This window comes from Spiroplasma endosymbiont of Atherix ibis, assembly GCF_964020005.1.
Classification (GTDB): Bacteria; Bacillota_I; Bacilli_A; order Mycoplasmatales; family Mycoplasmataceae; genus Spiroplasma_A.
The window spans coordinates 161,655-174,652 of sequence record NZ_OZ026474.1 but is presented as its reverse complement, the minus strand read 5'-3'; the positions used below and the strand labels follow the sequence as shown (position 1 = coordinate 174,652).

General features: G+C 24.9%; 9 protein-coding genes and 11 tRNA genes. 1 reads left to right on the top strand and 19 read right to left on the bottom strand.

Annotated features, from left to right (window positions below; all coding sequences use genetic code 4):
* Position 1: 1 nt before the first annotated feature.
* From AACK92_RS00950 to AACK92_RS00935, 4 genes are all read right to left on the bottom strand, one after another.
* On the bottom strand, positions 2-1,858 hold the full coding sequence (locus AACK92_RS00950; protein ID WP_339021163.1) for a DEAD/DEAH box helicase: 1,857 nt from the start codon (positions 1,856-1,858) through the stop codon (positions 2-4).
* Between the two features lie 3 nt (positions 1,859-1,861).
* A complete protein-coding gene (locus AACK92_RS00945; protein WP_339021161.1) occupies positions 1,862-2,449 on the bottom strand; it encodes an AAA domain-containing protein in 588 nt (195 codons plus the stop codon).
* A gap of 174 nt (positions 2,450-2,623) precedes the next feature.
* Positions 2,624-3,100 (bottom strand): hypothetical protein, encoded by a 477-nt coding sequence (locus AACK92_RS00940; protein WP_339021159.1) that lies wholly within the window; start codon positions 3,098-3,100, stop codon positions 2,624-2,626.
* On the bottom strand, positions 3,036-3,755 hold the full coding sequence (locus AACK92_RS00935) for a hypothetical protein (protein ID WP_339021157.1): 720 nt from the start codon (positions 3,753-3,755) through the stop codon (positions 3,036-3,038). Before AACK92_RS00935 ends, AACK92_RS00940 begins: the two co-directional genes overlap by 65 nt.
* 456 nt (positions 3,756-4,211) lie before the next feature.
* Between AACK92_RS00935 and AACK92_RS00930 the strand changes: the two genes are divergently transcribed.
* Complete coding sequence (locus tag AACK92_RS00930; RefSeq protein WP_339021156.1) at positions 4,212-4,364, top strand: hypothetical protein; 153 nt, start codon at positions 4,212-4,214, stop codon at positions 4,362-4,364.
* A gap of 758 nt (positions 4,365-5,122) precedes the next feature.
* Here the strand turns inward: AACK92_RS00930 and AACK92_RS00925 are convergent.
* From AACK92_RS00925 to AACK92_RS00855, 15 genes are all read right to left on the bottom strand, one after another.
* The gene (locus tag AACK92_RS00925; RefSeq protein WP_339021155.1) at positions 5,123-5,605 is read right to left on the bottom strand and encodes a hypothetical protein; all 483 of its coding nucleotides are present in this window, start codon (positions 5,603-5,605) and stop codon (positions 5,123-5,125) included.
* Positions 5,606-5,633: 28 nt separating this feature from the next.
* Positions 5,634-5,993, bottom strand: a complete 360-nt coding sequence (locus AACK92_RS00920; RefSeq protein WP_339021154.1) for a ferritin-like domain-containing protein — start codon at positions 5,991-5,993, stop codon at positions 5,634-5,636.
* A 71-nt stretch (positions 5,994-6,064) separates the two neighbouring features.
* Positions 6,065-8,482, bottom strand: coding sequence for a leucine--tRNA ligase (gene leuS / locus AACK92_RS00915; RefSeq protein WP_339021152.1), 2,418 nt, complete (start codon positions 8,480-8,482; stop codon positions 6,065-6,067).
* A 204-nt stretch (positions 8,483-8,686) separates the two neighbouring features.
* Positions 8,687-11,404 carry a magnesium-translocating P-type ATPase gene (gene mgtA / locus AACK92_RS00910; RefSeq protein WP_339021150.1) on the bottom strand — a complete coding sequence of 906 codons (2,718 nt, stop codon included), beginning with the start codon at positions 11,402-11,404 and terminating at the stop codon, positions 8,687-8,689.
* A gap of 225 nt (positions 11,405-11,629) precedes the next feature.
* Positions 11,630-11,706 (bottom strand) — tRNA-Ile (locus AACK92_RS00905).
* Positions 11,707-11,816: 110 nt separating this feature from the next.
* Positions 11,817-11,892 (bottom strand) — tRNA-Phe (locus tag AACK92_RS00900).
* A 5-nt stretch (positions 11,893-11,897) separates the two neighbouring features.
* Positions 11,898-11,974 (bottom strand) — tRNA-Asp (locus AACK92_RS00895).
* Positions 11,975-11,977: 3 nt separating this feature from the next.
* Positions 11,978-12,053: transfer RNA gene (locus tag AACK92_RS00890), tRNA-Met, on the bottom strand.
* Positions 12,054-12,060: 7 nt separating this feature from the next.
* Positions 12,061-12,153: transfer RNA gene (locus AACK92_RS00885), tRNA-Ser, on the bottom strand.
* A 43-nt stretch (positions 12,154-12,196) separates the two neighbouring features.
* Positions 12,197-12,273: transfer RNA gene (locus AACK92_RS00880), tRNA-Ile, on the bottom strand.
* Positions 12,274-12,299: 26 nt separating this feature from the next.
* A tRNA-Met gene (locus AACK92_RS00875) sits at positions 12,300-12,376 on the bottom strand.
* Between the two features lie 5 nt (positions 12,377-12,381).
* A tRNA-Ala gene (locus tag AACK92_RS00870) sits at positions 12,382-12,457 on the bottom strand.
* A 24-nt stretch (positions 12,458-12,481) separates the two neighbouring features.
* Positions 12,482-12,558 (bottom strand) — tRNA-Pro (locus tag AACK92_RS00865).
* Between the two features lie 43 nt (positions 12,559-12,601).
* A tRNA-Arg gene (locus AACK92_RS00860) sits at positions 12,602-12,678 on the bottom strand.
* 163 nt (positions 12,679-12,841) lie between these two features.
* Positions 12,842-12,916 (bottom strand) — tRNA-Cys (locus AACK92_RS00855).
* Between the last annotated feature and the right edge of the window lie 82 nt (positions 12,917-12,998).

Below are 12,998 nucleotides of genomic sequence, written 5' to 3'. Positions count from 1 at the left end.
TTTATTCCTCCAAAATTTCACTAGGTTTTAATAAAAAACCCTCAAAATCTAGTTTTGCAATTATATCTGCATAAACCTCATAACTATTTGAGACATTAGGATTCTCTATAGTAGGAATTTTAACAGTAATGTCACTAACAGCTCTTTGAGCACCAATAATTATTAATAATTCTCTTGCTCTTGAAAAAGCTACGTTTATTCTTTCATATTTTTTTAAAAACTCTCTTTCTAATTTATTTGATAATTTTTCTGGATTTCTTACCATATTAACCAAAACGTAATCAGCTTCTTTACCTTGAAAATCATCAACTGTATTAATAATAATATTAATATTTTTAAATTTATTTACATTTATCTCTCTTTTTAATTTTTCAATATGTAAACCATAAAAACTAATTATGGCAACTAATGGTTTTATTTTTGAATTTTTTTCACCAACAGCAGTATCTAATTTGCTTAAAAGTTTTTTAGTTATATGTAATTCAAATTCATTAAATAAACTTGTTGAATATTCTTCTCCCTGTTCAAAACTTATTTCATTTTGTAAGTTTCTAGTTGAATCAACTCAATAAACAGAACTACGTGAATCAATAATGTCTTTTCCTAAATTGTTAGTAATTTTTAAATCATGTTTTTTTTGATTACTAACCTGATAATCTACTCTCAAACTTCCCTCATAAAATTTATTAACTACATCCATAATTTGTTCATGACTTCTATATTGAGTTTTTAAAAAAGTAGTTATTGTTTTATTACCCGCACTAATTAGTTTTTTAAAAGCCGATTCATCAAGTAACTCATACATTAAACTATAGCTATAATCTTTATTAAAAAATTTATTTACCTCTTCAACATCACTTTGTTGTAACTTAAGAATTGGAGGAAGTTGTCTATAATCTCCAACTAAAATTAAGGACTTACCATAAATTAAAGGCATTAAAATTTCTAACAATGTTGCTTTTGAAGCTTCATCAATAATAACAACATCAACATTCATATTTTTTAAACTTAACTCTTCTAATCCAAGTTTATTAGCAAAATTGTCTTTATTAAATTTAAATAAATTTGTTGAAGTTAAAGTCATTGAATAAACATTAATTAAATTATCTAAAACTGATTTTATATATTTTTGACTATCTTTAAACATTTGATTTGTAAAATCTGATGAAGCAATCTCTTCTTTAAAATTATTTACAATTTTATAATTATCTTTTAAATATTTAATTATTTTTGTATAAATTTGAAAAAAATTTTCTTTTCTTTCTCTACTATTTTGTAATTTAATTTCAAGTTTTTTTAATTCCTTTTTAACTTGTGTTTCTAATTCAATATCTTCTAAACCCAAATTTATATTGAACTTATAATTAATTGTTTTAATTAAATCTCTTAAATCTTTTGTATTTGCTCCTGAATTTTCAATTAAATTATTTCTTGAAATAATTAACTCATTTTTTTTAACTTCAAGTTGATTTAAATCAATTTCAAATAAATTTATATTTGTATTATCTTGTAAATTCAATTCTATTTCAATTTTTAGATTTTTTAAAGATGAAATGAATGTCAAAAACATATTTTCTAACTCTATAATTTTTTTATCTGAATTTATAATTTGTTGAAATCCCAAAATTTTACTTTCTTCTTTATTTGCTAAATCAAAATCTGCATTTCTTTTAAATTTATTTACATTATTTTTAGCATTTCTAATTTCTATAAATATTTCATTTTTATAATAGATTTCAGCTACAACTTCTTTTATTAAAAAGTAAATATTTATAAAGTCTTTAGGATTAAAATTTAGATTTTTATAAATGAAATTATTAAGTTCATATTGAATTGTGTTTTTAAAACACTCTTCCATTTTTTAACTTACTTTAATTATTGAATAAAAATCTTTTGTTACTAAAGCTTCAATTAAATTTTCAATATTAATTAATTCTTCTTTTAAAGAATTAATTTCTTTTTGTAAATTTTTTATTTTATTATTATTTTGATTAAAGTTTTTATTTAAATTAATTAAATTCTCTAGATCTCTTTTATAAATATAAAATTCTTTAATAGATTTTTCATCATTGTTCATATCATCAAAAACTTTTTTTCCAATTGATTTATAATAATTATATAAAACTCTGTCAGGTGAATAATTATTAGTATCTTGTGTTTTTATATTTAATTGATTTGTTAATCTGATTTTATTTAAATTTGGATTAATTGATAATCTATTAACTACATTTTTTATTGCTTCATGATTTTGACTTGATATTAATACTTTTCTATTCAATTTTGATAATTGAGTTATTATTTCACATATAACTTGAGTTTTACCAGTTCCAGGTGGACCTTGCAAAATAAAAATATCTTTTGTATTAACAGCTTTTTTTACAGCTTCTTTTTGTTCAAAGTTTAAATTAAACTCAAATTCATTATCTTTAATTTGAATATCATTTGACAATTCAGATAATTCAACTAATTTTGTATTAAATAAATAATTTACAAGATATGGGTTTTTAGTATTTCCTTCTGATATTTTTTTAATAACTTGCTTAGAACGTTCAATTAGTATATCCTCACCAATTCCTGTATATGCAATATAACCTGAACTTAAATAATCTAAATTATTTTTTACTTAAAATATTTTTTGATCAAACTCTTGTTCTATTTCAAAATTTATTTTTATTATTTGCCATTCTTTCATTTCTTTTGGATTTTGTTTTAATAGAATTTCTAATTCTTTATTTCCTACTAAAAAAATAGTTTTAGAGTTTTTAAATCAATAATCTGCAAAACTTATTGATTCTTCTGAAACACCTAACATTGTAGAAACACTTAAAATATTTTGCAAATCATTAGTTTTTTCAAAGTCAAAATTAAAAATATTATGAATATTTTTTACAAGTTCATGAGTAGTTTTTATATTTTTATTTTTACTAATAGAAACTAAGGAAAGTTCTTTTATTTTTTTTATTTTATTAATTTTATTTATATCATCTACAAGTAAATCAAGTACTACAATATTTGTAAAATTAAAAGGTATATCTTTACTTTTTAATAAATGTTCTGCACTTATATTTAAATAATTCTTTTTTAAAATGAATTTTATCAATTTTAATTATTTTTAAGTATTTAACTCCCAAATAAGGAAGTGATTTTTTTCTTTCAAGTTTAAGCAAATCATCGCAAAAATCTAGATAGTTTAATCACCTTTCTTTTTCTTCTTCAAAAGTTGACAATAATTTTCCAATTTCTAAAATATTTGAAGAATTCAAAACATTTCTTCTTATTAATTCTTCATCTTTAATTTGCCCTTGATTTCTTATTATAAATATTTGTGATTCTTGAATCATTGTTTCAAACTCTTGAGAAATTGGTTTTAGTTTTGTAACAAAGATTGAACTAATTATTAAAGATAAATTTCTAGTGTCTATATTCACATAAAAGCCTAAATATGTTCCATTATCTAACAGAGACTGATTTTTAAAATCTAGTTCCATTCTTAGAATTCCATTATAAGAGGTTCTACTTTTATCTTTTCTAGAGAGTTGTTTAGTTTTATCATCTAAAAGACATATAAAAGATTTTTTAGCAAGAGAGTTTCTTAAAAAATTTTGAAAATCTAAACATGTTGTAATACCTTTAATTCCTAACTCCTCTGCTATTTGATCTAAAGTTACTGGATTATCTTTAAATTGAACATTTTGTAAAAAAGAGAAATCCAAAATTATTTCTTTAACACCATTATTTTGAATTATGTTTGACATAAAAATTGGCCTCCATTATCTTAAACTTTTATTATTATAACATTTTTAAAAACTAAAAAATTAACTAGCAAGTTAAGATTTTAGTACTATTTTATTATTTATAAATATGTAATAGCATATTAAATGTTCAATAAGAGCTAGTTTAACTTTTAAAGTAAAGTTAATATATTTATATGTTTTTAAAGTCTTTTTTCAGAATTAAACATCTCAATTATTTTTTCTAATAAAAAATCTATTTCTAAATTTGATAAATAGATATCTGAGCTAAATATAAAATTTTAAAAATATTTAATAATAATAGAAAAAATTTAAATACAGATAAATTTCAAAAGAACTATCTCAAAAATATTTGATTTATATAATATTTGTAAAGTAATGCTAAAAAACAAAACTATAGCTAGATTTAGTAAAAATTAATTAAAAAAGATAAATAGAATAAAATTACAAAATTTAAATGTGAAATATCCAGATTTTATTCAAAGAAAAATACAAAACTTATATACAGATATTACTTATAAATTGTTTGCAAAATTTATAATTGCTACTTTAAAAAGAACAATTAATATTATTAAAAAAATAAAAGATCCAAGCAAAGTAATTATTTACTAAGATTACGGAGTTTAATACACAAACAAATCCTAAAAAATGTTTGTGATTCGAGCAATTTAATTATATCAATAGTAACAAAAAAACATGTGCAGATAACATTGTTATTTAAAGCTATCATTTTTTACTTAAAAAGAAACAATACATAATAATCTAACATTATGTAACTGATATTATTGAATGAGAAAAAAATATAAATTAAGAAAAGCTTAAAATAGTTTTTTAAATATAGAATAAAAAAATAAAAATATCTTTTATCGAATAGTAAAAAAATAGGCGTAAATACAACTATTGCCTATTCACTTCAGTAATTTTTAAATAAATCATTTAAAAAATTTTTTACTTATTTCTTTATTATTAGGTTCATATTTTAATTTATTTACCGAAAAAACTATTAAACCAAAAGTAACATATAAAATTGAGAAACTAGCTATTATAATCTCAATAAAACTAATTCAATGAACAATATTAGAAAAAGTTTTATTATCCTCAGTAATTAAAAATTGAGATAGCTTTTCTGAGGCAAAAGAAGTTATTGCTAATGGGAAAGTAAAACAAGCAAAAAGTGGGATAAACTTCTTAGTCATTATTGGAAGTATAATTAAATAATCAAATATTATAAATATAATACCCAAGATAAATAAAAATATAACTATAGGTTTTTGAAGCTCTCCCAGTTTACTTGTTGTGTTAAAAAATGCAACTAGATAACCTGCTAAACATAAGCTTGCAGGGGCACCAAAAATTCCATAAGTAGGAAATTAATTACTTTTAAGTTTTAATTCAATAAACAAAACTTTAATTAAAACTATTGGCAATAATATAAGATAGGCACTAAAACCTAAATATCAAATTGTTTTAGATAAACATTCCAAAAACTCTTTGAAGTTTTTTTGTTGACTAACAGTTAAACCAATTGTTGTATATGAACTTCCCATTGTTGAACCAGTAACACAAAATACTATTATTCCTACTCAAACTACAAATCAAGAAGGATAAACAGATTTTCAAGAAAAGTTTTTTATATAATAAATTGAAAAACAAATTATATATAGTACAAAAAAAATAAGTACCAATAATCAAATAATTTCTCCTAATCATGGAACTTTAATTGAGTTTAAAAAAGCAGTTCAAGAAAAAGATGCCATAAATAAGGTTGGTATTAAAGAACCAATAATTGGTGACTTAAATTCTGTAATAAAAATTTTTGGTTTAGATAAATACTTAATAATTATTAAAGTCAAGAACAAAGTTAATAATAAAAAGCCACCACTAGTTATAATAATTCATAAAATTTAACTGTTGTAAAGTCCATTTTATCTTTTGCATTATTTGTAAATTCATTTGTAATATTTGCAAAATGATTTCTACATTTAATATATCTTCTATATTTTTTAATTCTGGAGTATTTACTTCTATTGAGTTAATTTTGTAATTTTGTCCTCTATCTAAAAGATAATTCATTATTCTTCTTTGATGTAAAAATTCATCCTGAGCTTGTACTTGAAAAAAATGTGTAAAGCCAGGATATCCTAATTCATCACTTTTTTTACTTAAATTAAAACAATTTAATTGCATTTTAATATGTTCATTAATATAATCTTGCAGATTAATTAAAATTAATTTATCCATTATAATATTCCTCCTATTTTTAACATTTTTATTATATGCTCAAAGTAAAAAAATGACACCTATTAAAGGTGTTATTTTATAACGATATTTACAATTTTATCTATAACAACTATTTCTTTAACTATTTCTTTTCCTTTAATTTGTTCTTTTATATTATCTAATTGTTTTGCCAAAGCAACTAATTCATCTCTTTCAGTTCCTTTATTAATATCAAATGTAGCTCTTAATTTACCATTAATTTGAACTGCAATTGTAACTTTTGAAAGTAATAGCTTAGACTCATCATAAATTGGTCAAACTTCTAAACAAACACTTCCAGAGTTTCCTGTTTTAGCTCATAACTCTTCTGCCAAATGAGGAACATAAACTGAAAGCATTTTAATAAAATTCAAAATATATTCCTTATATATAGGAGTTTTTTCTTTATAAACTGCATTTACAAATACCATTAATTGAGAAATTGCTGTATTAAACTTACAACTTTCAATCATTTGAGTAACTTTTTTTACAACATCATTGTAAATATAATCTAAATTATGATTATTTTCATTTGTTAATTCAAAATTATTAACCATTCTATAAACTCTATCTAATCATTTTCTTGCTCCATCAAGTCCTTTATAACTTCAAGGAAGCGATGCTTCAATAGGACCCATAAATACTTCATATAATCTCAAAGTATCTGCTCCATGTGATTCTATAATATCATCAGGATTAATTATATTTCCTTTTGATTTACTCATTTTTTCCCCATTATCAGCTAAAATCATTCCTTGATTTACTAATTTTTGAAATGGTTCTTTTGTGGGAACAACTTCTAAATCAAATAATACTTGATGTCAAAATCTTGCATATAATAAGTGAAGAACAGCGTGTTCTTGACCTCCTATATATAAATCAACAGGTAATCATTTTTTAAATAATTGCATAGCTTCTTTTGATTTAATATCAATAAATTCATTTGGACCTGTAGCTAAAATATAGGCCAAATAGTATCAACAACTTCCAGCTCATTGAGGCATTGTATTTGTTTCTCTTTTTGCATTTTGATTTTTAAAACGAATATTAACTCAATCAGTTAAATTAGCCAATGGTGATTCACCAGTTCCTGATGGTTTAATATAATCATCTTTTGGCAATTCTAAAGGAAGATCTTTTTCATCTATTAAAGCAATCTGACCATCTTCTAAAAAAACTACAGGAAAAGGTTCTCCATAAAATCTTTGTCTTGAAAATAATCAATCTCGTAATTTATAATTAACTTTTCTTTTTGCATTATTTTCTTTTTCAAGCTTTTCAAGGACTAAATTAATTGCTTGTACTCTATTTAAACCATTTAAAAAATCTGAATTTACTAATGGAGATTCTCCTACAAATGCTTTTGTTTTATCCTTTGTTTCTAAAACATATTTAATTGGTAAATTGTATTTTGTTGCAAATTTTCAATCACGTTCATCATGAGCAGGAACTGCCATTACAGAACCAGTTGCATAATCATTTAATACATAATCTGCAACTCAGACAGGTATTTCTTCTTTAGAAATTGGATTAATTACATAGCTTCCTGTAAAAACTCCTGTTTTTTCTTTTGAAACATCTTGTCTTTCAATATCTATTTTAGTTTTAGTAATCTCAATATATTCTTCAATTTTTGCTCTATTTTCTTTAGTAGTTAATTTTAAAACCAAATCATTTTCTGGTGCTAATACAATGTAAGATACTCCAAAAATAGTATCTGCTCTTGTTGTAAATACATCAATTTTTTCATTACTATTTTTTACATGAAAATTAATTATTGCTCCTTCTGATCTTCCAATTCAGTTTTTTTGAATTTCTTTAACTGAACTTGGTCAATCTAAATCTTCTAAACCTTCAAGTAATCTATCTGCATATTCTGTAATTTTTAAAACTCATTGTTTCATAGGTTTTTTAATTACTTCAAAACCACCAACTTCTGAAATCATTTTACCATTCTCTAAACTAACTTCCTCATTTGCAAGAACAGTTCCTAAACCTTCACATCAATTAACATTGGCTTCTCTTATTTCTGCTAATCCTTTTTTGTAAAGTTGTTGAAATATTCATTGTGTAATTTTGTAGTAGTTTGGATGACTTGTATTTACTTCTTTATTGTAATCATAACTTAATCCAATTTTTTTTACTTGTTTTTTAAATGTAATAATATTTTTGTTTGTAAATTCTCTTGGATCATTTCCTGTTTTTAAAGCATATTGCTCTGCTGGAAGCCCAAAAGCATCTCATCCAATTGGATGTAAAACATCATATTGTTGCATTCTTCTAATTCTTGCAAAAACGTCAGTTGCAGTATAACCCTTAGGATGACCAACATGAAGTCCTGCTCCACTTGGATAAGGAAACATATCTAAAATATATGCTTTTTTTTCGCTATTGTTTGTTGTTTTATATGTATTATTTTCTTCTCAAAATTTTTGTCACTTTTTTTCAATTGCTTTATGTGAAAATTCCATGTTATTACCTCTTTTATTAACTTTATTATTTTACATTAAATATATATTCTTTTAAATAATTCATTTAATAAGTTATATAAATAAGAATTTACATTTCAATTGTTATCTTTATTTATTTTTGTTTTTTAATATTTTATTTATATACTTTTAAAAATCTTAAACAAAATTAAAATAAAAAAAGTTTAAACCTTAGTTTAAACTTTTTTATAATCACTCTTTGAAAATTCTTATATATAACATTTTAACTGCTTGTGCTAAACACATATATGCAACTACAAATGATAATGCAATTGGTAAAAATGTTAATGGTGGAATACCCATTCCCATACCTTCTCTAACAGTAGGTATGCTCATAAATCCGTAAGGAACTATTACAGCCATTGCACAAACAAATACCGTTGACACAGATACTTGTCATGAACCATTTGATTGAATAAATGGGATTTTTTCAGTTCTATACATTTGCATTACTGCAGTTTGAGTAATCAATGCTACAACAAATCAACTACCATTAAATACAGCTAATGAAGCAGCATCAGGTTTACCAACTCCTGAACCAATTCCTGGTTGAACAATATGATATCCATATAATAATACTAAGAAAGTTGAAATATCAAATATTGAACTAACTGGACCATTTATAACTGTAAATCATATAATATTTTTTGTTCTTAATGGTCTTGGTTTATCTGTAAAGTTTTTATCAACTTTATCAAAGATAAATGCAAACATTACTATATCATATAATAAATTTTGTGTAAGTAAATGTAATGGCTGCATTGGTTCTGCCATTGTTAAAAATAACGCAACAAGAACACTTAAAACATTTCCAAAATTTGAAGCAATTGTAACTTTAATATATTTTAAAATATTTGCTAATGATACTCTTCCTTCATGAACTGCATGACTAATTGGTAATAGTGATTCTTCCATTAAAATAATATCTGCTGCTTCTTTTGCAATATTTGATGCTTCATCAAAAGATATTGCAACATCAGATTCTCTTAAAACTGGTGCATCATTAATTCCATCACCCATAAATCCAACAACATGTCCTTGTTGTTTTAAAACTCTAATTATTGTTGACTTATGAATTGGACTTAATTTAACAAATACATTTCCTCTATGAACTGCTTTGTTTAATTGATCTTCATTCATTTCCTCAATTTCTTTTCCAGTATAAAGTTTTTCAATTTTAAAATCTACTTTTCCACAAATAGCTCTTGTAATAACTTCATTATCTCCTGTAAGAACTTTTGTTGCTATTCCTTTTTGAGCTAATTCTTTAATAATTTTTTTTGATGTTTTTTTTGGTTGATCAAAAAATGTACCAAACCCATAAAATACCAAATCTTCTTCGACATCTTCATCTTCTAAATGATTGTGAGCTATTCCTATAACTCTAAATCCATCATTATTATACTCATCAACTTTTTTAATTATTTTATTAATATTCTCTTGAGTAATTTTTACAATATCACCATTAATATAAATACGGTTACACACTTTTAATACTTCTTCAATTGCACCTTTTGTAAAAATTTCTTTTTCGTCATTTTTAGTTAAAATTACTGATAATATTTTTCTTTGAAAATCAAAAGGAATTTCTCACTCTTTTGAATATTCATCAATATTTGGTGCACTTATTTTTTTGCTAAGCAATACAGCTTGGTCAATTGGATTTTGAAATCCTGATTGGAAATAACTATTTAAATATAAAATATGTTCTATCATTTCATTTTTTTGACTTTTAATATCAAATACATGATCTAAATTAATTTCTCCACTTGTTATTGTTCCTGTTTTATCTGTACATAAAATATCAATTGCTCCCATATTTTGAACAGCATTTAAATTTTTTACAATAACATTTTCTTTTTTAATTTTTGAATAACCTCTAGAAAGATTTGCAGTAACTATTACTGGTAACATTTCTGGAGTTAATCCAACAGCAATTGAAATTGCAAACATTGCAGCTGCAAATCATCTATTATCAATTTCTCCTGGTCTTAGACCAAAAACTAAAAAAACAATTGGTGTTACTGCTAACATAAATGAAATTAATAATAATGTAATTCTTGTAACTCCTTTTTCAAAAGAGTTTTTTGCTCTTTTCTCTGTAACTTTATCATTAATTGCAGAAAAATAAGTTTTTTGTCCTGTTTGAGTTACTAAACATAATGCAGAACCAGAAACTACTTCTGTTCCCATATAACAAATATTTTGATATTCTAAATAACTTTCTTTTTCATTTGTTATTTTCTTTTGAACAGGAAATGATTCTCCTGTTAAAGAAGATTGATTTAAATATAAGTTATTGGATCAAATAACTTTTACATCTGCTGGAATCAAATCCCCATTTGAAACATAAATTAAATCTCCTGGAACAAGTTCAGAATTTTCAATTTTTTCATGTTCTTTAATTAATTTAATTGAATTTGCATTATCAATATCTTTAACTTCAAAATCAATATTTCTAATTACTTTTGATGTATGCTTATTTTCATATGTCATTTTTTTAATAACATGAAATGATCTAATTTCTTGAACAAAATAAATTGTTCCACTAATTATAATCATAATTAAAACAAGTAATGCTCCAACTAAATCTGATGGTTCTAATGAACGATTACCAGACTCATCTTTTGCTAATGCATATCGATAAAAACTAAAAATATCAATCACTATCAATATTAAATTAAAAGGACTAAAAAATGATTTAACAAATGATATTAAGTAATTAAATTTTTTTTCTTTTAAACTATTATTTCCAAATTTATTTTTTTGAATTTCAACTTCTGTATCTGATAGCCCAAAACTTGAAACTTCTAATTTTTTTAATGTTTGAGCTTGATCTAAATTTACAAACTCTGCTATTTGATTATTATAATTATTGTTTAACTTTTTTTTATTAGTTTTCATAACATCGTTCTCCTTATTTATGAAAGCTAATTTAAAAACCTATTTAGACAACACAAAAATAGGTGGTAAATTAGCAATACTTCTTACCGTATTTTCTTTTATTAAAATATTTAAATTTTCGACGGAAGGAATACTCATATTTACCACCTCATTTCTAAACTATTTTATTATATATATATAAAAATAAAAAAACACCCCTATTAAGGGTGAAATTAATTTTTTAAATGGTCGGAATAAGTGGACTTGAACCACCGACCTCACCCTTATCAGGGGTGCGCTCTAACCAACTGAGCTATACTCCGTAAAACAACATTAATTATAAAATATTAATATTTAAAATTCAACATAAATTAATTTTTTTCTATCTTTTTTAATAAAAAAACGTCATTTATTGACGTTTTAATTTCATAAATGGTGGTTTTGGACGGAATTGAACCGCCGACACATTGAGCTTCAATCAATTGCTCTACCAACTGAGCTACAAAACCAATAATGGCGACCCCAACGGGACTCGAACCCGTGATCTCCTCCGTGACAGGGAGGCGCGATAACCAACTTCGCTATGGGGCCAAATGGTTGCGGGGGCAGGACTTGAACCTACGACCTTCGGGTTATGAGCCCGACGAGCTACCAACTGCTCCACCCCGCGATAAAAATGGCGGAAGATGAGGGATTCGAACCCCCGCTCGGGTTTCCCCGACTCTCGGTTTTCAAGACCGACCCCTTCAGCCAGGCTTGGGTAATCTTCCGTATTTTGTTATGCCCCTTAATGATCTAATAGAGTCATCATGATGGTGGACCTTATTGGACTCGAACCAATGACCATCCGGTTATGAGCCGGATGCTCTAACCAACTGAGCTAAAGGTCCAAAATAATAAAAAACAATAAAATATATGGTAGCGGGGAAGAGACTTGAACTCTTGACCTCCCGGGTATGAGCCGAGCGCTCTAACCAACTGAGCTACCCCGCCATATATGGTGGACCCGAACGGGATCGAACCGTCGACCCCCTGCGTGCAAGGCAGGTGCTCTCCCAGCTGAGCTACGGGCCCATATATAAAAAATATTAAATTAAATGGTCGGGAAGACAGGATTCGAACCTGCGATCCTTCGGTCCCAAACCGAATGCTCTACCAAGCTGAGCCACTTCCCGAAGTATATGAATATTTAATAATATTCATAATTGCTCTCAATAATGGCGCGCCCTAAGGGACTCGAACCCCTAACCTTTTGATCCGTAGTCAAACGATCTATCCAATTGATCTAAGGGCGCATTTTTTTCTGAAAACAACCAAAAATATTATATTACATTTTGTTCTTTTTTTTATCAATTTTATAGAAAATTGACAATATTTATTATAGCAAATTAAAAAGCAATATGTATCTTTTTTTAAAATAAATAAAAAAAGAGTATTTAAACTCATTTGTTTTCTATTTGGAGGTACCAGTCGGAGTCGAACCGACGATCAGGGAGTTGCAGTCCCATGCCTTAGCCTCTTGGCTATGGTACCATTACCTAAATTATTATACTAAAAAAAAAGTAAAAACAAAAATATAATAATAAAGAAAGTATTATATTAAAAAAAAAAAAAA